Source organism: Methylosinus sp. (assembly GCF_036560965.1).
In the GTDB taxonomy this organism is placed as follows: domain Bacteria; phylum Pseudomonadota; class Alphaproteobacteria; order Rhizobiales; family Beijerinckiaceae; genus Methylosinus.
Genome location: NZ_DATBQF010000006.1, coordinates 1 through 19,678 on the forward strand (window position 1 = coordinate 1; position 19,678 = coordinate 19,678).

The 19,678-nt window shown below is 67.8% G+C and carries 18 protein-coding genes; 10 read left to right on the forward strand and 8 right to left on the reverse strand.

Going from position 1 to position 19,678, the window contains the following annotated elements; translation table 11 throughout:
• The coding region (gene leuS / locus VIF40_RS01385) for a leucine--tRNA ligase (RefSeq protein WP_331935727.1) at positions 1 to 1,521 on the reverse strand (1,521 nt) is incomplete at its 3' end.
• 212 nt (positions 1,522 to 1,733) lie between these two features.
• Here leuS and VIF40_RS01390 point away from each other — a divergent pair.
• Complete coding sequence (locus VIF40_RS01390) at positions 1,734 to 2,408, forward strand: YggS family pyridoxal phosphate-dependent enzyme (protein WP_331935728.1); 675 nt, start codon at positions 1,734 to 1,736, stop codon at positions 2,406 to 2,408.
• On the opposite strand, the gene VIF40_RS01395 is transcribed toward VIF40_RS01390, so the two are convergent.
• Positions 2,405 to 2,953 carry a L,D-transpeptidase family protein gene (locus tag VIF40_RS01395; RefSeq protein ID WP_331935729.1) on the reverse strand — a complete coding sequence of 183 codons (549 nt, stop codon included), beginning with the start codon at positions 2,951 to 2,953 and terminating at the stop codon, positions 2,405 to 2,407. The genes VIF40_RS01390 and VIF40_RS01395 overlap by 4 nt on opposite strands.
• 92 nt (positions 2,954 to 3,045) lie before the next feature.
• Between VIF40_RS01395 and VIF40_RS01400 the strand changes: the two genes are divergently transcribed.
• The 4 genes from VIF40_RS01400 (at position 3,046) to VIF40_RS01415 (ending at position 6,420) form a co-directional block, all read left to right on the forward strand.
• Positions 3,046 to 3,714: a response regulator transcription factor gene (locus tag VIF40_RS01400; protein WP_331935730.1), complete on the forward strand. Its 669-nt coding sequence runs from the start codon at positions 3,046 to 3,048 to the stop codon at positions 3,712 to 3,714.
• 51 nt (positions 3,715 to 3,765) lie between these two features.
• On the forward strand, positions 3,766 to 4,203 hold the full coding sequence (locus VIF40_RS01405; protein WP_331935731.1) for a cyclic nucleotide-binding domain-containing protein: 438 nt from the start codon (positions 3,766 to 3,768) through the stop codon (positions 4,201 to 4,203).
• Between the two features lie 76 nt (positions 4,204 to 4,279).
• Entirely contained in the window at positions 4,280 to 4,942 is a 663-nt protein-coding gene (locus VIF40_RS01410; RefSeq protein WP_331935732.1) for a hypothetical protein, read from the forward strand.
• A gap of 146 nt (positions 4,943 to 5,088) precedes the next feature.
• Positions 5,089 to 6,420 carry a DUF3422 domain-containing protein gene (locus VIF40_RS01415; protein ID WP_331935733.1) on the forward strand — a complete coding sequence of 444 codons (1,332 nt, stop codon included), beginning with the start codon at positions 5,089 to 5,091 and terminating at the stop codon, positions 6,418 to 6,420.
• A 24-nt stretch (positions 6,421 to 6,444) separates the two neighbouring features.
• Here the strand turns inward: VIF40_RS01415 and VIF40_RS01420 are convergent, their stop codons facing one another.
• The 3 genes from VIF40_RS01420 to VIF40_RS01430 all read right to left on the reverse strand — a co-directional run bounded on the left by VIF40_RS01420 (position 6,445) and on the right by VIF40_RS01430 (position 9,249).
• Positions 6,445 to 7,605: an AAA family ATPase gene (locus VIF40_RS01420; protein ID WP_331935734.1), complete on the reverse strand. Its 1,161-nt coding sequence runs from the start codon at positions 7,603 to 7,605 to the stop codon at positions 6,445 to 6,447.
• 34 nt (positions 7,606 to 7,639) lie between these two features.
• Positions 7,640 to 8,119, reverse strand: coding sequence for an META domain-containing protein (locus VIF40_RS01425; protein WP_331935735.1), 480 nt, complete (start codon positions 8,117 to 8,119; stop codon positions 7,640 to 7,642).
• A gap of 134 nt (positions 8,120 to 8,253) precedes the next feature.
• A complete protein-coding gene (locus tag VIF40_RS01430) occupies positions 8,254 to 9,249 on the reverse strand; it encodes a D-glycerate dehydrogenase (RefSeq protein ID WP_331935736.1) in 996 nt (331 codons plus the stop codon).
• Positions 9,250 to 9,491: 242 nt separating this feature from the next.
• Here VIF40_RS01430 and VIF40_RS01435 point away from each other — a divergent pair, with 242 nt between their 5' ends.
• Positions 9,492 to 10,043 carry an SH3 domain-containing protein gene (locus VIF40_RS01435; protein WP_414684734.1) on the forward strand — a complete coding sequence of 184 codons (552 nt, stop codon included), beginning with the start codon at positions 9,492 to 9,494 and terminating at the stop codon, positions 10,041 to 10,043.
• Between the two features lie 177 nt (positions 10,044 to 10,220).
• On the opposite strand, the gene irrA is transcribed toward VIF40_RS01435, so the two are convergent.
• Entirely contained in the window at positions 10,221 to 10,622 is a 402-nt protein-coding gene (gene irrA / locus VIF40_RS01440; RefSeq protein WP_331935744.1) for an iron response transcriptional regulator IrrA, read from the reverse strand.
• Between the two features lie 253 nt (positions 10,623 to 10,875).
• Here irrA and fabA point away from each other — a divergent pair, with 253 nt between their 5' ends.
• The 3 genes from fabA to fabI all read left to right on the forward strand — a co-directional run bounded on the left by fabA (position 10,876) and on the right by fabI (position 13,549).
• Entirely contained in the window at positions 10,876 to 11,394 is a 519-nt protein-coding gene (gene fabA / locus VIF40_RS01445) for a 3-hydroxyacyl-[acyl-carrier-protein] dehydratase FabA (protein ID WP_331935737.1), read from the forward strand.
• Positions 11,395 to 11,483: 89 nt separating this feature from the next.
• Positions 11,484 to 12,707 (forward strand): beta-ketoacyl-ACP synthase I, encoded by a 1,224-nt coding sequence (fabB, locus tag VIF40_RS01450; protein WP_331935738.1) that lies wholly within the window; start codon positions 11,484 to 11,486, stop codon positions 12,705 to 12,707.
• Positions 12,708 to 12,727: 20 nt separating this feature from the next.
• On the forward strand, positions 12,728 to 13,549 hold the full coding sequence (gene fabI / locus VIF40_RS01455) for an enoyl-ACP reductase FabI (RefSeq protein WP_331935739.1): 822 nt from the start codon (positions 12,728 to 12,730) through the stop codon (positions 13,547 to 13,549).
• Here fabI and VIF40_RS01460 read toward each other — a convergent pair.
• Complete coding sequence (locus VIF40_RS01460) at positions 13,494 to 14,183, reverse strand: response regulator transcription factor (RefSeq protein WP_331935740.1); 690 nt, start codon at positions 14,181 to 14,183, stop codon at positions 13,494 to 13,496. The two genes, fabI and VIF40_RS01460, sit on opposite strands and share 56 nt — an antisense overlap.
• Positions 14,180 to 15,325, reverse strand: a complete 1,146-nt coding sequence (locus VIF40_RS01465) for a sensor histidine kinase (protein WP_331935741.1) — start codon at positions 15,323 to 15,325, stop codon at positions 14,180 to 14,182. Before VIF40_RS01465 ends, VIF40_RS01460 begins: the two co-directional genes overlap by 4 nt.
• Positions 15,326 to 15,509: 184 nt before the next feature.
• Between VIF40_RS01465 and addB the strand changes: the two genes are divergently transcribed.
• Entirely contained in the window at positions 15,510 to 18,617 is a 3,108-nt protein-coding gene (gene addB, locus VIF40_RS01470) for a double-strand break repair protein AddB (RefSeq protein WP_331935742.1), read from the forward strand.
• Positions 18,618 to 19,678: the final 1,061 nt, after the last annotated feature.

Here is a 19,678-nt window from a genome sequence, read left to right on the forward strand (position 1 = left end):
CGAATCGACGAAAGTGTCCATCGTGTCGGTTTCGCGCCGCGCCGCGGCTCCGCATTTCGGACAGGCGACATTTTTCCATGTCGGATGATGGTCGAGCGGATTGCCCGGCCTGTCGAAGCTCACATCCTCCGGCAGCTTCACCGGAAGATCGGCGTCCGGCACGGGCACGACGCCGCAATCGGGGCAATGGATAATGGGGATCGGACAGCCCCAATAGCGCTGCCGTGAAATGCCCCAATCGCGCAGCTTGTAATTGATCTTGCGCTCGCCCTGCGGACGGCCGTGCAGCTGCGCGGCCTCGAGCCGCTTGGCGACCTCCTCCTTCGCCTCGGCGACGGTGAGCCCGTCGAGGAAGCGCGAATTGACGAGCCGCCCCTCGCCGTCGAAAGCGGTCTCGCCGACGATGAGAGTCGCAGGATCGACGCCCTCCGGGCAGACGACCGGCGTCGCGCCGAGGCCATAGGCATTGGCGAAATCGAGATCGCGCTGGTCGTGCGCCGGGCAGCCGAAGATCGCGCCCGTGCCGTAATCCATCAGGATGAAATTGGCGACATAGACCGGCAGCGTCCAGGAGGTGTCGAAGGGGTGAACGACGCGCAGGCCCGTGTCATAGCCCTTCTTCTCGGCGGTCTCGATCGCCGCCACCGACGTGCCGATATGGCGGCACTCCTCGGCGAAGGCTTCGAGCGCCGGGTCCTTCGCCGCGGCCGCGCGGGCGACTGGATGGTCGGGCGCCAGCGCGACGAATTTCGCGCCGAACAAAGTGTCCGGCCGCGTGGTGAAGACCTCGATCTCGCCTTGCGCATCGCCGGCCACGGCGAAGCGGACCAGCAGCCCCTCGGAGCGGCCGATCCAATTGCGCTGCATCAGCCGCACCTTGTCCGGCCAGCGGTCGAGCGTGTCGAGCGACGCGAGAAGGTCGTCGGCATATTTGCCGATGCGCAGGAACCATTGCGTCAGCTCGCGCTGCTCCACCAGCGCGCCGGAGCGCCAGCCGCGCCCATCGACCACCTGCTCATTGGCGAGCACCGTATGGTCCACCGGGTCCCAGTTGACCTTGGACTGCTTGCGGTCGACGAGGCCGCCGGCCAGAAAATCCAGGAACAGCTTCTGCTGATGCTTGTAATAGGCCGGGTCGCAAGTGGCGATCTCGCGCGACCAGTCGAGCGACAGGCCCATGGATTTGAGCTGCGCCCGCATGCTTGCGATATTGGCGTAGGTCCAGGTCGCCGGATGCGAGCCGCTCTGCTGGGCGGCGTTCTCCGCCGGCAGGCCGAAAGCGTCCCAGCCCATGGGATGCAGCACGTCGAAGCCCTTGGCGCGCTTGTAGCGGGCGATGACGTCGCCCATGGAATAATTGCGCACATGGCCGACATGGATGCGCCCCGACGGATAGGGGAACATCTCGAGCACGTAATATTTCGGCTTCGTCGTGTCGCCGGAGGTGAAAACCTGCCGCTCGTCCCAAATTTTTCGCCATTTGGGCTCGGCTTCGGCGAAGTCGTAGCGTTCTGGTCTCATGGGTTCCGAACGGTCCTGATCGAATTGCGGAGTTGCGCCTGTAATGCCGGGCGTGGCGGGGCTTGTCAAAGGCAGCGAGGCGCGTGCTATATCCAGGCCATGTCGGCGCGAGCGCTCTTCGACCCTCCGGCCCGTGAAGGGTTTTCGCCCGGTCGGGGCCTGATCTGGGCCGTCTTCATCCGTCAAATTCCTCCGCTGAGGCCGCATCTTCCATGACCGTCGTCGATCGGCTGAACGCCGCCAAGGACGCTATCTCCTCACGCGCCCGCGATTGCGGCCGCGATCCGGCCGAGATCACCCTCGTCTGCGTCACCAAGACCTTTCCGGCCGAGGCGGCGGTTCCGCTGCTCGAGGCCGGCCATCGCGTCTTCGGCGAGAACAAGGTGCAGGAGGCGCGCGCCAAATGGGACGCGCTGCGCCAGCGCTTTTCCGGCGTCGAGCTGCATCTCATCGGCCCGCTGCAATCCAATAAGACGCGCGAGGCGGTCGAGACCTTCGACGTCATAGAGAGCGTCGACCGCCCCAAGATCGCCGAGGCCCTCGCCGAGGAGATGCGCCGCCAGGGCAAGCGCTTGCGCCTGCTCGTGCAGGTCAACACCGGCGCCGAGCCGCAAAAGGCCGGCGTCCTGCCGCAGGAGGCCGACGCCTTCATCGCCGAGTGCCGTGAAAAGCACGGGCTCGAGATCGCCGGCCTCATGTGCGTGCCGCCGGTCGGCGAGCAGGCCTCGCCGCATTTCGCTCTGCTCGCCGAGATCGCCGCCCGCAACGGGCTGAAGGAGCTGTCCATGGGGATGAGCTCGGATTACGAGCTCGCCATTCAGCTCGGCGCCACGCATGTCCGCATCGGCTCGGCCATCATGGGCGAGCGCGACTATTCGAAGCCCTAACCCACCACGATCCGCACACCTTTCGCCAGACGCGGCAGCAGCCGCGCCATGTCGCGCGCCCGCAGCGCGACGCAGCCCGCGGTCGCGCCCAGCGTCTCCGTCGCAATGTGAAAGAAGATCGCGCTGCCGCGCCCCAGCACGCGCGGGCGGATGTTGTAGTCGAGCACGCCCACGACATCATAGAGCCGGTCCGCGCGCCAGAGCCGCTCATGGCCGAGCGGCGTCGGCCCGCGCAGCGGCCGATTATAGAGAAACGATCGCGCATCGTCGCACCAGAGATCCTGTGGAGCGACGAAACGCGCCGCCGTCCCGCGCGGCTTCGCGGCCCGGCCGCGCCGCAGATAGACATAGAGAAGCTCGTGACTGCCGGCCGGCGTCGCGCCGTCGCCCTCGTGCTTGCGGCGCGTCACCCCGCAGCGGCCGAGCGCGCAAGGCAACACCAGATCGCCCGCGATCAGCCGGCCCTCATGCGGGCGTCCGCCGATCCGCCGCGCGACCTTCAGCGCTGCGATCCCGCCGCCCCGACGCGAAAAACCCTGCCTCATCCGTCGCTCCGTCCCGTCCCCGCCCGGCCTCGTCTTGAACGGCGGCCGCCCTTGTCCGATCATGCTCGCCCGAGCCCTCCCCCGGAAGCGCCATGATCGAAGCGCCGACTCCGCCTCCCCGCACCATGCTCCTCCTCGCCGCGGAGGGATTGCGCGCGGGCCTCGCGGAGCAGCTCGCGCGCTATCCCGAATTCGCGATTCGTCCCGCCGCCTCTCCGGAGGAGGCGACGCGCCTGCTCGCCGCCGGCAACTGCGACATTCTGCTCGTCGACGCCGAGATCGGCGAGGCCTTTGCGCGAACCGCCGCAGAGCGCTTCCGCGGGCCGATCCTCGTCATCGGCGCGGCGAACGCCGCTGCGACTGCGGACGCGCCCGACTATATCGCGCGGCCGTTTCGTTTCGCCCATCTCCTCGCGCGGCTGCGGGCGCTCTTCATGGAGCCGGAGCGCCCGATCGTCGCCATCGGCGCCTTTCGTTACCGCCCCGGCGCCTTCGAGCTGACCGACGCCGCCGACCGGCGCCTGCCGCTCACCGAGAAGGAAGCCGAAATCCTGACCCGGCTCGCGGCGGCGCGCGGCGCGGTGGTCACGAAAGACATGTTGCTGCGCGACGTTTGGGGCTATCATCCCACGGTGACGACGCGGACGCTGGAGACCCATGTCAGCCGGTTGCGCCGCAAGATCGAAACCGACCCGGCCGAGGCCCGCCTTCTTCTCACCGAAAAGAACGGCTATCGGCTGATCTTCTCGCCTGCGCGCTGACCGCGTGGCGAGACGCCCCGAGGGAAAGCATCCGAGGAAAGCATCCGAGACATGGCTCTCGACGACGATATCGCCAATCTGAGGCGCATCCCTCTGTTCGAGGATTTCGAGGTCGAGGCGCTACGCCTTCTGACGTTCAGCGCCGAGACGAAATTGCTGCGCGCCGGCGACGCGCTGTTTCGCCGCGGCGAGGCCTCCGATGGCGGCTATATTCTGACCAATGGCTCGATCGCTCTCGAGAAGCACGACGACGGACGCCCGGCCGAGAAAGTGCTGCGGCCCTTCGCGCTGATCGGCGAGACCGCGCTCATCACCGAGACGACGCGTCCGGTCACGGCCATGGCCCGCGAGCCGGCGACCATCCTCAAGATCACCCGCGCGCTTTTCCTGCGCATATTGGAAGAGTTTCCCACCACGGCGACGCGCGTGCGCGCCCGCGTCGCGACGCGGCTGACGCAATTGGCGCAGGAGCTGAAATTCGAGGCCTGAGCCGGCGCGGCGTCGGCGCCCTTCGGCTTCCATTGGAATGAACGTCTCTTTTGCGTGTCGTCGTAAGGAGGAAAAAATGCGTAATCCATTCAAATCCGGCCTTTTCGCTGCGGTCGGCGTGACATTCGCCCTCGCTTTGTCCAGCGCAGACGCGCTCGCCGGCGTCACCAGCGTCGCAAGCACATCGGTCGTCTCGCCGCCGACCTCTATCGAGGAGGCGCATTACAGCCGTCGCCCGCATCGTCATTACGTGCGCTACACGCATCACCGTCGGTCGCTGCGCCGGCATCATGCGCTGCGCTACTACCGCTACGGCTATGATCCCGCGGCCGCGGTCGTCACCTCGGCGGCGGCCGGGATCATCGCGGCCGGCGCCTATTCGCCCTATTACGCCTATCCCTATGATTACGGATACGGCTACGGCTATGGCTATCCCTCTTATGGCTATCCTGCTTACGGCTACGGATGGGGCGGCGGCCCGGTCGTCTATGGCGGCGGCGGGGGCTATCGCCCGCGTGTCGGCGGCTGGGGCGGCGGCTACCACCGCGTCGGCGGCTTCGGCGGTGGATTCCGTCACGGCGGCGGCTTCGGCGGCGGCGGCTTCCATGGTGGCGGATTCCATGGTGGCGGCTTCGGGGGCGGCGGCTTTCATGGCGGCGGCTTTCATGGCGGCGGATTCCACCACGGCGGATTCGGTGGCGGCGGATTCCATGGCGGCGGATTTCACCACGGGCGCTGATCGACGCCGCTGACGGCGAGGCGGCGACGCCTCGCCTTTTCGTTCGTTTTGTCGCATTCCCGGAACAGCCTGCATCGCTATTCTCGAGGCGATTCGGCGGACCGAAGCCCGCGCCCCGCGCGGAGCCACAAAACGAGACGAATGAAATGGCATCTGACCCGGAGAGCGGCGCGCCGATCATCGGACGCTTCGCCGAACACGAGGCGCGCACCGCCGTTCTCGCCGAGCTGCACGCCCGGCCTTTTCTGCCGATCGCGCTGCCGCAGCGCGTCTATCATTTCGCCTTCGCCACCAATGAGGAGGAGGCGCGCGCCGACCGCGCCGCTCTCGCCGAGCTGTGCCGCTCCCATATGCTGGCGCCGCCGCCCGGCGACGCCAAATTCCAGCGCCTCTCCATCGGCGACTGGCGGCTACGCTGGGAGCAGCATACGGAATTCACCACCTACACATGGTCGACGCAGAAAGAGGCGGACGAGCCCTTCACCCATCCCGATCCGCTCGGGAGCGGCGAGATCGCCTTTCGCCCGCCGGGCCGGCTCATCGTCGCGGCGCATCTCTGCGCGATCGAGAGCGGCCATTCGCACGAGCCCTTCGTCTCGCTGTTCAATTCGCAGAGCCTCTGCGTGATCCGCGCGGCCAAGGGCGCGGCGCATGTGATGACCGATTTCGCGCCCGACGCCTTCGGCTTCACGCGCCTCTTGGTCAAGACCAACGCCGTCGGCGCGCTGGAGATCGGCCGGCTCATCCAGCGCGTGCTGGAGATCGAGACCTATCGCACAATGGCGCTGCTCGGCCTGCCGGAGGCCCGGCGCTCCGGCCCGGAGCTACGCGCCATGGAGCGCGAAATCTCCGACATCACCCAGGCGCTGAGCCAGACGCAGGACATGCGCACCAGCCGCGAATTGCTGAAAGGCCTCGGCGACCTTTTGGCGCAGAGCGAGGCGCTGTCGACGCGCACCGCCTTCCGCTTCGGCGCGAGCCGCGCCTATCACGCCATCGTCAAGAATCGCCTGACGCTGATCCAGGAGGCGAAGGAGAGCCAATATACGACGATCTCGGCCTTCTTCAGCGCGCGGCTCGATCCGGCGATCGAGACCTGCAACGCCTTCGAGACGCGGCAGGCGCGTCTCGCCCGCCAGGTGGAGCGCGCCACCGATCTGATGCGCACCGGCATCACCTTCGAGATGGAGCAGCAAAATCGCGATCTGCTCGACGATATGAACCGCCGCGCGCGGTTGCAGATGCGCCTGCAGAAGCTGGTCGGCGGGCTCTCCATCGCGGCGCTCAGCTATTATGTCGCCGGCCTCTCGCTGTATTTCTTCAAGGGCGTGAAGGACGCCGGCGCCCTGCCCTTCGGCTTCACCGGCGAGGAGGCGGCCGCGGCGGCCATGCCCTTCATCATCTTCGGCGCCTGGGCCTTCTGGCAGCGCGTGAAACGCCTTTCCGCCAAGGCGCAGGAGGAGGAGAAGGTGAGCTGACAGCAAGCGCCGCGCAATCAAAGCTCAGCGCTTCGGCCACTCCCAGCGCGGCCATTGCGCCTCGCCGGCGAGGCGCGTCTCGCCGAAATCCTTGGTCAGCTCGATCGATCGCGAGTCCGGCTCGCCGGCGAGCAACTCGGCCAGCTCGCGGCAATGCGTCACCACGACGATCTGCGACCGCTGCGCAGCCGCGGCGATGAGCCGCGCCAGCGCCGGGATGAGATCGGGATGCAGGCTCGCCTCGGGCTCGTCCAGCGCCAGCAGCTCCGGCGGACGCGGCGTCAGCAGCGCCGCGACCAGCATCAGATAGCGCAAGGTCCCATCGGAAAGCTCCGCCGCTTTCAAAGGCCGCAGCAGCCCGTGCTGGCGCATGGCCAGCTCGAACCAGCCGTCGCGCGTCTCGATCTCGATGGCGGCGCCGGGAAAAGCGTCGTCCACGGCCCGCGCGAGCCCGGCGCCATCCCCGATTTCGAGAATTGTCTGCAAGGCCGCGGCGATGTCCGCGCCGTCGTCGGCGAGGATGGGCGTATGCGTGCCGACCTGCGGCCGTCGGCACGGCGCCTCCACATCGGTCCGCAGGCAATCATAGAAGCGCCAGGACTGCAGCTTTCGGCGCACGGTGATCATCTCCGGCGCGGCGCGCGGATCGGAGAATTCCGTCATCATGCTTTCGAAATCCGCGATCGGCGTCGGGATCACGCGCCAGGCGCCGCTGTCGTCCACGGCGCGCAGCCCCGGCCCATGGCGATCGACCAGCAGGGCGGAGGGTCGGAACAAAGGCCCCGACCAGACGCATTCGCGCTTGATCGCCGGATCGAACAGGAAGGCCCGGCCGAGGCCGGGCGATGGAAAGCCGAGATCGACGGCGTAGGAGAGATCGCCGGCGCCGAAGCCGAGCCGCAATTGAACCGGCCCCTTGCGCACCACGCCTTGCACCGGATAGAGGCCGGCGCGCACCGCCCGGCCGATTTGCTCCGGCCCGGCCCAGAGCGTCGAGTGAATGCCGCCCTCGCGCGCAAGAGAACTCACCAGCCGGCCGCGGGCGGTGTCGGCGAGGAGGCGCAAAGCGCGATAGAGGCTGGACTTTCCGCTGCCGTTGGCGCCCGTGACGACATTGAGCCGCGCGAGCGGGAGAATCAACTCCCGCAGCGAGCGATAGCCGGAGACCGCGAGGACCTCGAGCATAGCGCGATCCTCGCCGTCGCCGGTCGTGGACGGATCAGAGCCCGCGCGTGAAGCGCAGCACGCCGCCCTTGGGGCCCTTGAGGATCAGATCGGAGCCCTGCGTGTCCCAGAAGGGGCCGGAGAGCATCACCTGCCAGAAGTCGCGCTCGATCGCTTGCAGCGCGGGATCGCATTTGGCGTCGGCGACGGCGGGCATGGCCTTGGGGCCGAGACGATTGCCGCCCACGACAAAGACGCCCGACCAGGATTTGCAGCCGGAGAAGCCCGTGCCGCGCATCGTCGAATCGATGCGTATCCATATGTCGGCCGCCGGAGACTTGCCGTTTATGTCCTTGAGGTTGAAAATATAATTATGTGGGAATGGCTTGTAGCTCTGCGGCGGCTCCTGCGCCGTCGCCTCTTGCTGATCCTTCTCCTTTTGCGCCGGCTTCCCCTTGGCCAGCACGGGGCCGCAGGCGGCGAGGCCGACCAGTAGCGCCGTCCCAATTCGGAGCGCGGTCAGAATTCGTCTCATCCTTCGATCCTTTTCGCAAACGATCCTCGAGGCGAATCGCTTTTCGCAGAATTGCGCGGGCCTTGTGGTTTTTTTCCGAGCGGAAACACGCCGGGGCCTCCCGACGCTCGCCGACGACAGGCGGAAACGCGCCGTCACAACATGCTGGGCAGAACGCGGTCGGGCGGGCGGTGTCCGTCCATGAAAGTCTTGATGTTGATGATGACTTTCTCGCCCATGTCGACGCGGCCCTCATTGGTGGCCGAGCCCATGTGCGGCAGCAGCGTGACCTTGCCGGCCTTGGCGAGCTTGATCAGCTTGGGCGAGACGGCCGGCTCATGCTCGAAGACGTCGAGGCCGGCGCCGAAAACCTCATCCGCCTCCAGCATGCGAATCAGCGCATTCTCGTCCACGATCTCGCCGCGCGCGGTGTTCACGATGATGGCGTGCGGGCGCAGCTGCTTCAGCCTGCGGGCCGACAGAAGATGATAGGTCGCCGGCGTATGCGGGCAGTGGACCGACACGATGTCGATGCGGGCCAGCATCTGGTCGAGCGACTCCCAATAGGTCGCCTCGAGCTGGTCCTCGATCTCCACCGGCAGGCGGCGGCGGTTGTGATAATGGATGGAGAGGCCGAAGGCGCTGGCGCGGCGCGCGAGCGCCTGGCCGATGCGGCCCATGCCGACGATGCCGAGGCGCTTGCCGGTGATGCGATGGCCGAGCATCCAGGTCGGCGACCAGCCGCCCCAGGCGCCGTCCGGAATGGTGCGCGCGCCCTCGACGAGGCGGCGCGCCACGGCCAGAATCAGGCCCATTGTGAGATCGGCCGTGTCCTCGGTGAGGACTCCGGGCGTGTTGGTGACGGTGATCGAGCGGCGCAGCGCCGAGGCGACGTCGATATGGTCGACGCCATTGCCGAAATTGGCGATGAGCTTCAATTGGTCGCCGGCCTGGCCGATGAGGCCGGAATCGATGCGGTCGGTGATCGTCGGCACCAGAACATCCGCCGTGCGGACGGCCTCGACGAGCTCCTCATGGGTCGCCGGCCGGTCGCTCACATTGAGGCGCGTGTCGAAAAGCTCGCACATGCGGGTTTCGATCACCTCGGGGAGCCGACGTGTCACCACGACGAGCGGCTTCTTTTTCGCCATCTTCCCCTTCGTCCTCCCGCCTCGGTCGAATAAGCTCTCCGGCCGCCCGAGGGCGAGCCGTTCCGCCGATCGAGCCTCGGGGGCGCTTCGGTCTCTTCAACCAGGTCTTAACGACGATGGATGAAAAGAGCGTATCGCCGCCCGCGCCCCTTTCCCATCGAACTTCCTAGCAGATGGCGGGACAAAGACAAGACGAGGCGTCGTTCGCAGCTGCGAGGGCCGTCTCAGGGAGAAGAGTAGAAATGGACGAATCGCCCTTTCCGAGTCCGAGACGCGCGGCCGCAGCAATCCGTTTCGCCGTCGCCCTTCTTCTCGCCGCTGCGCCCCTATGCGCCGCGCCGATGGGCGCCAGCGCGCAGCAGCAGACCGGCTCGGCCTCGGGATTGCCCCTGCCGCGTTATGTCAGCCTCAAATCGGACCGCGTCAATCTGCACGAGGGGCCGAGCAAGGAGCATCCGACGCTCTGGGTGTTCGAGCGCGCCGGCCTTCCTGTGGAAATCACCGCCGAGTTCGAGACCTGGCGGAAAATTCGTGATTCCGAGGGAACCGAAGGCTGGGTGCTGCATTCGCTGCTGTCGGGCCGCCGAACCGCGCTCGTCGCGCCGTGGAAGAAGGAGCCGATTCTCGCCTACGCCAGCGACAAAGCGACGGCAGTGGCGAAGCTCGCTCCCGGCGTCATCGCCAGCCTGCGCCGCTGCGACGGGGCCTGGTGCCGCGTCTCGGGCGAGGGCTTCGACGCCTATGTGAAGCAGGAAGGCCTGTGGGGCGTCTATCCGGGGGAAAAGATCGAGTGAGGAAAGCCGCGCCGATGAGGCCGACTCGCCGGAACGGCGATTTTCACCTCCCCCAGAGGCGCTCGGGAGGGGGCGACGCCCCGAGTCCGGGGGGCTCCCCACCCCGTCCGGCTGACGCCGGCCGACCTTCCCCCTGAAGGGGAGGGTGCAACGCCGCCTGGAACGTCCCCTGGATTGTCAGCCCTGGTCCTTGCACAGGCGGATCACCACATCGACGCGGGCGATCTTCATGCCGGACAGCGGCGGCGGCAGGTTGGCGATGTCGACATGGGCGCCGGGAATATCGACCAGCCCCTCGCCATCGAGCAGAAAATGATGATGCTCCGAGACATTGGTGTCGAAATAGACGCGCGCGCCATCCACCGCGATCTCGCGCAGCAGGCCGACATCGGTGAATTGATGCAAAGTGTTGTAGACGGTGGCGAGCGACACCGGCAGGTCGGCGGCCAGCGCCTCCTCGAACAGCTTCTCGGCCGTCACATGGCGGTCGCCCTTGGCGAACAGCAGACCGCCCAGCGCGACGCGCTGTCGCGTCGGCCGCATGCCGGCGGCCATCAGCCGGCTGCGCAGCCGCCGCATGGCGTCGCCCGGCGCGCGCTCGGTGGGTTCGACCTCGGCTTGCTCGGCCGTCATCGGCGTCGGATTCCCCGTCCTTCTTTGTCTCTCTTCGGTTACAATAGGGAAGCTCGCGCAACGAGACAACTTTTTCCTCGTCGGCGCTCTGCGATCGGCTCGCCCCCTTTGACCCGGCCGGCGCCTATGTTAACGAATGCGGCTTCCGGCCGGCGGCGCGACCGGAAATCGTCAGGTCTAAGACGCAAAAAGGAACATCATGAGCGAACGGCGCTCGTCTTTCGGATATGAGGATCTGCTCGCCTGCGCGCGGGAGGAGCTGTTCGGCCCGGGCAACGCCCAGCTGCCGCTGCCGCCCATGCTGATGTTCGACCGAATCACCGAGATTTTCGAGGAGGGCGGCGAGCACGGCAAAGGCTATGTGCGCGCCGAGCTCGACATCAACCCGAGCCTGTGGTTCTTCGACTGCCATTTCAAGGGCAATCCGGTCATGCCGGGCTGTCTCGGCGTCGATTCGCTGTGGCAGCTGACCGGCTTTTTTCTGGGCTGGCTCGATTTGCCGGGCCGCGGCATGGCGCTCGGCGTCGGCGAGGTGAAGTTCAGCGGCCAGGTGCGGCCGCACAACAAGCTCGTCCGCTACGGCGTCGATTTCAAGCGCGTGTTCAAATCCAAGCTGGTCCTCGGCATCGCCGACGGCTGGGTGGAAGTGGACGGGCAGCGCATTTATGAAGCGAAAGACCTGAAGGTCGGACTCGCCAAGCCCGAAGCCGCCTCCTGACGGCCTGACGGGACGCCAATCGGGGGCGCGAGACGCCGCCAAATCCAGAGACGGGACGACCGAGCCCGCCGGCGCGAGGGAGCTTAGACATGAGACGAGTGGTCGTGACCGGCATGGGCATTGTGTCGTCCATCGGCAATAATACGCAGGAGGTCGTCGCCTCGCTGCATGAGGCGAAGTCCGGCGTCGTCAAGGCGGACAAATACGCCGAGCTCGGCTTCCGCTGCCAGGTTCACGGCGCGCCGACGCTCGACCCCTCGACGCTCGTCGACCGCAGAGCCATGCGCTTCCACGCCATGGGCACGGCCTGGAATCATGTCGCCATGGATCAGGCGATCCTCGACTCCGGCCTCGCGCCGGACGAAATCTCCAATGAGCGCACCGGCATCATCATGGGCTCCGGCGGCCCGTCGACGAAGGTCGTCGTGGACTCCGCCGACATCGCCCGCGCCAAGGGGCCCAAGCGCGTCGGCCCCTTCGCCGTTCCCAAGGCCATGTCCTCCACCGCTTCCGCGACGCTCGCCACTTGGTTCAAGATCAAGGGCGTGAACTATTCGATCTCCTCGGCCTGCGCGACCTCCAATCATTGCATCGGCGCGGCCTATGAGCAGATTCAATGGGGCAAGCAGGACATCATGTTCGCCGGCGGCTGCGAGGAGCTGGAGTGGGAGCTCTCCGTGCTGTTCGACGCCATGGGCGCCATGTCCTCCTCCTATAACGACCGGCCGGCAACGGCCTCGCGCGCCTATGACAAGAACCGCGACGGCTTCGTCATCGGCGGCGGCGCCGGCGTGCTGGTGCTGGAGGAATATGAGCGGGCCAAGGCGCGCGGCGCGAAAATCTACGCCGAGCTCGCCGGCTATGGCGCGACCTCGGACGGCTACGACATGGTGCAGCCCTCGGGCGAGGGCGCCATTCGTTGCATGCGCCAGGCGCTGGTCGGCGTGACGGCGCCGATCGACTACATCAATCCGCACGCCACCTCGACTCCGGTCGGCGATCTCAAGGAGATCGAGGCGATTCGCGAAGTGTTCGGCCGCGGCGACAAATGCCCGCCGATCTCGGCGACGAAATCGCTCACCGGCCATTCGCTCGGCGCGACCGGCGTGCAGGAGGCGATCTATTCGCTGCTGATGATGCAGAACGGCTTCATCTGCGAGAGCGCCAACATAGAAGAGCTGGATCCGGAATTCGCCGATATGCCGATCCTGCGCCAGCGGCGCGACAATGTCGCTCTGCGCGCCGTGCTCTCCAATTCCTTCGGTTTCGGCGGCACCAACGCGTCGCTGGTGTTCAAGCACCCCGACGCCTGACGAGATAGGACCATCACGACATGACGGTTTCAACGGGCCTCATGCAAGGCAAACGCGGCCTTGTCATGGGAGTCGCGAATGATCACTCCATCGCCTATGGCATAGCGAGAACGCTGGCGCGGCACGGCGCCTCGCTCGCCTTCACCTATCAGGGCGAGGCGCTGGGCAAGAGGGTCCGGCCCATCGCCCAGGAGCTCGGCTCCGATCTGGTGATTCCCTGCGACGTGGAGGACATCGCGTCCATCGATTCCGTCTTCGCTCGGCTGCGAGAGGAATGGGGCGAGCTCGATTTTCTCGTCCATTCCATCGGCTATTCGGACAAGAGCGAGCTGAAGGGCCTCTACGCCGACACCTCGCGCGAGAATTTCGTCCGCACGCTGGTCATCTCCTGCTTCTCCTTCACCGAGGCGGCCAAGCGGGCCGCGGCGATGATGAAGAATGGCGGCTCCATGCTCACCGTCTCCTTCGGCGGCGGCACGCATGTGATGCCCAATTACAATGTCATGGGCGTCGCCAAGGCGGCGCTCGATTCCTCGGTGCGCTATCTGGCGGCCGACTATGGCGCGCGCGGCATTCGCGTGAACGCCCTGTCGCCCGGCCCGGTGCGCACCATGGCCGGCGCCGGCATCACCGGAGCGCGCGCGATGGGCGCGTTTCAGAAGGCCCATGCGCCGCTGCGCCGCATGATCACGCTGGACGAGATCGGCGGCTCGGCGCTCTATTTCCTGTCGGAGCTCTCGGGCGGCGTGACCGGCGAGATTCATCTCGTCGACGCGGGCTACAACATCATGCTGCAGCCGCGCCCCGAAGATTTGAACGGCGGGGCCGCAGCGGCGGATTAGGCTCGCGCGCCGCCACGCCTGCTTTGGCGCTGGCGGCGATGACCGAGAGCCGCGCCAGCTCGACCAGCGTGCCGATATTGGCCTTGGCCATGATATTGGCGCGATGCAGCTCGACGGTTCGCAATTCGAGGCCGAGCCCTTGCGCGATATCGCGGCTCGGGCGGCCGTTGGCGACGCCCGCCAGCACGCGCCGCTCCTCCTCGCTCAGCGCGCCGAAGCGCGCGACGATGGCGCGCGTCTCGGCGTCGATCTCCTGCTCGCCGCGCCGCGCGGCCAGCGCCCGCCGCACGGAGGCGAGCAGCGCCTCGTCGTCGAACGGCTTTTCCAGAAGATCGCTGGCGCCGGCCGCGAGCGCCTCCACCGCGAGCGTGGCGCCGGCGGAGGCGGTGATGATCACCACGGGCGGCGTCGCCCCCAGAACGCGCAGACGCCGCGTGAATTCGACGCCGGTCATGTCCGGCAGCCGCATATCGGAGACGACGCAGCCCGTCGTCTCCGGCCCGGCCGTGGCGAGACACTCCTCCGCCGCGCGATAGGCGCGCGGACGAAAGCCCCGCGAGCGGAACATCAGCGTCAGGGAGTCTCGGATCGCCGGATCGTCGTCGACGAGATGCACGAGCGGCGCAGGTCTCATGGGCTGGCTCTTTCCGCGAGAGGAAGTGTGAAGCTGAAAATCGCGCCGCCTTGCGGATTGGGCTCGGCCCATATGCGTCCGCCATGCGCCTCGACGATCGAGCGCGAGATCGATAGGCCTATGCCCATTCCCGTCGCCTTGGTGCTGCGAAAGGGCTCGAACAGCGCGCCCCCGCCGTCCTTCAGCCCATGGCCGGTGTCGGCGACATCGAGCCGCGCGAAGCCATCGGCGGCGGAGGTGGAGAGCGAGAGCTCCCGCCGCGCCGCGCCGTCCATGGCCTCGACCGCATTGCGCATCAGATTGACGATGACCTGCTGGATCTGCACGCGATCGGCGAGCACCTCGTCGTGCTCGGCCTTTGCCGCGACGCAGACCTGCGCGCCGACATGGCGCGCGCCGGCCACGCCGAGCGATTTCGCTTCTTCGACCAGCGTGGAGAGGCTCTGCACCGTCTTCACCGATTCGCCGCGGGTGACGAATTCGCGCAAGCGACGGACGATGTCGCCGGCCCGCATCGCCTGCGCGCCGGCCTTGTCGAGAATATCCTCGATCTCGGCGGTCTGCTTGGGCTTGCGCTGCAGCAGCCAGCGCGCGGTGCGGACATAGGTGGCGATGGCCGAGAAGGGCTGGTTGATCTCATGAGCGAGCGCCGCCGCGAGCTCCCCCATGGCGGCGAGCCGTCCGGCGTAGGCGAGCTCCGCGCGCAATTCGCAGAGCAGCGCCTCGCCGGCTCGCTGTTCGGTCAGATCGCGAATGACGGCGATGCGCAGGCGGCTATCGCCGCGCGTCTCGTTCAGTGTCAGCGCGATCGGGAATGTCGAGCCGTCCGGCCGCCGCGCCAGCCCGTGCGAACGCCGATCCCCGGCCGCGAGGCGGCTCTCGGGCAGCAGCGTCGCGGCCTCGACGCCGAGCAGCGCCGCGCCGGAGCAGCAAAACAGCGTCCCCGCCGCCGCATTGACGGCGACCACGACGCCCTTTTCATCGATCGACAGGACGGCGTCGGCGAGGCATTCGAGAACGGCCTCGAGCCGCGCCTCGGCGCGACGCAAATCATCCGCGCCCGCCGCCGCCCGGCGCGACGATCGTAACGGCGCGGGAGCCTCGTGGAGCTCGGCGCGCGAATCGCTCGACGATTGGTCCATCGGCGAGTTCCCTCGAAACCCATCTGCTCTCGAAAAAGCCGGCGCGCCGCCAAACCATCGCCACGGTCGCCGCCTCGGAGTATTCTCCGTTACCGGCGGGTTTCAATTCGCAATCACGCGCAATACACAGAATTCGGATGTGAATTGCTCCGCTTCTGCTTTGTTGTCTCCCGCCGAGGAAGAAATGGCGCCGCGCAACGTTTTTTCCATTGCTCCCGATGTCTCTTTTCTAGGCGCCTTCACGAGCGCCCTGCTGGATGGCGCGATCATCCCGGGTCTTTCCCGCGACAGCGGGCCGCTCGCTCTGGCGGCGACGACGATCTATGTGCCGACGCAGCGCGCCGCGCGGGCGTTGGCGACGCAATTTTCCACGGCGATCGCGGCGCCGGCGGCGCTGCTGCCGCGCATATTGCCGCTCGGCGATCTCGACGAGCAGGAGGCCTCGGCGCTGTTTCACGCCGATCTCGACGTCGGCAACGAAGCTCTGGCTCCGGCGATCGAGGAGCTCGACCGAAGGCTGATTCTCGCCGAGCTTGTGCTGCAATGGGCGCGCGCGCTGCGTCATGCGATCGTCTCCATCGATCCCACCGGCGCGGTCGAGCATGATCCGCGCGAGATGCTGCTGATCGCGCCGTCGCCCGCCAGCGCCTATGCGCTCTCGGGCGAATTGGCGCGGCTCGTCGACGAATTCGCCATCGAGACGCTCGACGCGCGCGCTTTGGCAGGCCTCGCGGAGGAGGCCTATGACCGATTCTTCGCGATCACCGCCAATTTTCTGAAAATCGCGCTCGAGGATTGGCCGAATATTCTCGGCGCCCGCGGCCTCATCGATCGCGCCGCGCGGCAGTCGGCGTTGATCGAGGCGCAGATCGCCCACCTCGAGCGCGGCGGCGCGCGCGGGCCGGTGATCGCGCTCGGCTCCACCGGCGCGCATCCGGCGACGGCGCGCCTTTTGGCGGCGATCGCGCGAATGGAGCGCGGCGCGGTGATCCTGCCCGGCCTCGACGAGGGGCTCGACGACGAGGCCTGGCGCCGGGTCGGCCATGACGGCGACGGCGAAACCGACGAGCCGAGCTTCACCCATCCGCAGACCTTGCTGAAGCGGCTCCTCTCCATCCTCGGCGTCGCCCGCGCCGAGGTGCGCCCGATCGGCTCCCCGCCGCCGGCGGCGCTGCGGGCGCGGACGCGGCTGCTCGCCGAGGCGCTGCGCCCGGCCGATTGCACCGATTATTGGCGCGACTTCCGCGCCGCCGAGGCGGCGGGCTTCACGGCCGCGCTCGCCGGCGTCTCCTTCGTCGAGGCGGCGGATGAGCGCGAGGAGGCGCTGGCCCTCGCCCTTTCGATGCGCGAGGCGCTGGAAACGCCGGGCCGCGCCGCCGCCTTGATCACGCCGGACCGCGACATCGCCAGGCGCGTCTCGGCGGAGCTCGCGCGCTGGGGCATAGAGGTCGACGATTCGGCCGGCCGCCCGCTCGGCTCGACGCCGATCGGCGCGCTGGCCCGGCTCGTCGCGGCGGCGGCGGAGGACGGCGCCTCGGCGATCGACGCCGCCGCGCTGCTCGCCCATCCGCTGGCGCGCTTTCGCCTCGAGCGCGCGGAGATCGAGCGCCTCGCCCCGCTCGTCGAGATCGCCGTGCTGCGCAATGTCGAGAGCGGCGGCAGCTTCGCCGCCATGGCGGCGCCGGCGCGCAGGCTCGCCGAGGCGACGCACGCCCATCCGGCGCTGAAGCGGATTTCGGAAGCGGATTGGGGCGCGATCGACGATCTGCTCGCCCGGCTCGACGAAGCGCTCGCGCCGCTCGCCGCGCTGTCGCCGGAGGCGCGTCTCGGCGAACGCGCGCGCGCCCATGCGCTGGCGCTGGAGACGATCGTCGGCGACGCGCCGGCCGGCGACGGCGTCGAGCAATTGCTGCAGCTTTTCGACGCGCTGGAGGCCTCGGGGAGCGCGCTCGTCTTCGACGCCGGCGGCTACGCCTCCTTCTTCGACCGCCTCACATTCGAGGCGACGGCGCCGAGCCCGCGACGCGCCCATCCGCGCCTGAAAATTCTGGGCCTGCTGGAGGCGCGCCTGCTCGACGCCGATCTCCTCCTGCTCGCCGGGCTCGACGAGACGATCTGGCCGCCGCAGGCCGAATCCGGCGCCTTTCTCAACCGCGCCATGCGCCGGCAATTGGGCCTCTCGCCGCCGGAGCGGCGCATCGGCCAGACCGCGCATGATTTCGCCATGGCCTTCGGCGCGGCCGAGGTCGTCGTGAGCCGCGCGAAAAAACGCAATGGCGCGCCGACCGTGGTCTCGCGCCTCATCGCGCGACTGGCCGCCCTCTCGGGCGACGCCTTCTACGCCTGCAAGGCGCGCGGCGACGCGAAATGCGCGCTCGCCGCCGCGCTGGACCGGCCCGAGACGACGCGCGCGATCTCCCGGCCTCTGCCGCGCCCGCCGATCGCGCTGCGGCCGACCCGGCTCAGCGTCACGCGGGTGGAGAAGCTGCGGCGCGATCCTTACGCCGTCTACGCCGAATCCATTCTTCGGCTGCCGCCCCTGCCGCCGCTCGGCGCGCCCAAGGGCGCGCGGGAGATCGGCGTCGCCGTGCATGCGGCGCTGGCGAAATTCCAGGAGGCGCATCCCCAGGGCCCGCTGCCCGAGGATGCGCGCGCGCTGCTCCTCGATTGCGCGCGCGAGGAGCTCGGCGACTTCCTGGACGATCCCTCCTTCCTCGCCTTCGACTGGCCGCGCATAGAGGCGGGGCTCGACCATGCGCTGGCCTTCGAGCGCGAGCGCCGTGTGGAGGCGCGCGAGATCTTCGTCGAGAAAGCCGCCGCCTGGCGCCTGACGCTCGCCGACGGCAGCGTGTTCACGCTCTCCTGCGTCGCCGATCGCATCGAGCGGGACGCCTCCGGCGAGGCTTTCGTCTTCGACTACAAGACCGGCAATCCGCCGACGGCGAGCCAAGTCGGCGCGGGCTTCGCGCCGCAGCTGACGCTGGAGGCGGCGATGATCGAGGCCGGCGCCTTCGAGGCGATCGGCGCGCCGCGCGTGTCCGGCGCCGCCTATGTGCGGCTGGGCGGCAAGACCGGCGGCGAGACTTTATGGCTGAAATTCAAGGACAAGAGCTTTGTCGATGTCGTCGCCGAGCATCGCGCCAATCTGTTCGTGCTGCTGAACCAGTTTCGCGATCCGCAGACCCCCTATCCCTCCCGGCCCTTCGTCGAGTTCGCCTCGCGCTACGGCGATTACGACCATCTCGCTCGCGTGAAGGAATGGTCCCGCGACGGCGGCGGCGGGGAGGAGTGAGCGCGGCGTCTCCGACCCTCCCCTTAAAGTGGAGTGTGAACACGCCCGGTCCCGCGTTTACCCGATCGCACTGGAAGCGTTCACCATGATCCTTGACGCCTCGTCAACGAATCGGCCGCCGATTTTCGGCGCCCCCGATTCGGACAGGGTTTGTCCCCGTCCCGTCCCGCCGCTCCCGGATCGGGACGGCGCGCAGGGACGCGGGATTCACACCTCGCTAAGCCTGTTCCGCGGCGTCGGAGCACGGCGAGGCTTCGTGACGAAACGGGGCGCTGTGACACCGAGCGTTCACCACGATCCTTGACGTCTCGTCAACGAATCGACCGACGATTTTCGGCGCCCCCGATTCGGACAGGGTTTGTCCTCGTCCCGTCCCGCCGCTCCCGGATCGGGACAGTGCGCAGGGACGAGGGATTCACGCCTCGCTAAGCCTGTTCCGCGGCGTCGGAGCACGGCGAAACAGGGCGCCGCGACACAGAGCGTTCACCATGATCCTTGACGCCTCGTCAACGAATCGACCGCCGATTTTCGGCGCCCCCGATTCGGACAGGGTTTGTCCCCGTCCCGTCCCGCCGCTCCCGGATCGGGACGGCGCGCAGGGACGCGGGATTCACGCCTCGCTAAGCTTGTTCCGCGGCGTCGGAACGCGGCGCGCCTTCGTGGCGAAACAGGGCGCCGCGACACAGAGCGTTCACCATGATCCTTGACGCCTCGTCAACGAATCGACCGCCGATTTTCGGCGCTCCCGATTCGGACGCGGTTTGTCCTCGTCCCGTCCCGCCGCTCCCGGATCGGGACGGCGCGCAGGGACGCGGGATTCACGCCTCGCTAAGCCTGTTCCACGGCCTCGGAGCGCGGCGAGGCTCCGAGCTCGGGTTGACGAGCAGACATCTCGCCAGCGTCCGTCGACGCTCGTCGCGGCGGTCTCGCATTCGCGCTCGCCGAAGCTGCGGCGATAGCGACTAAAATACTTTTCTTGTATGGTTTCTCAGAGCGCCTTCGCGCCGCACACAGACATGCGCAGGCACAGACATACGTAGGCGAGGAATCCCAAATGACTC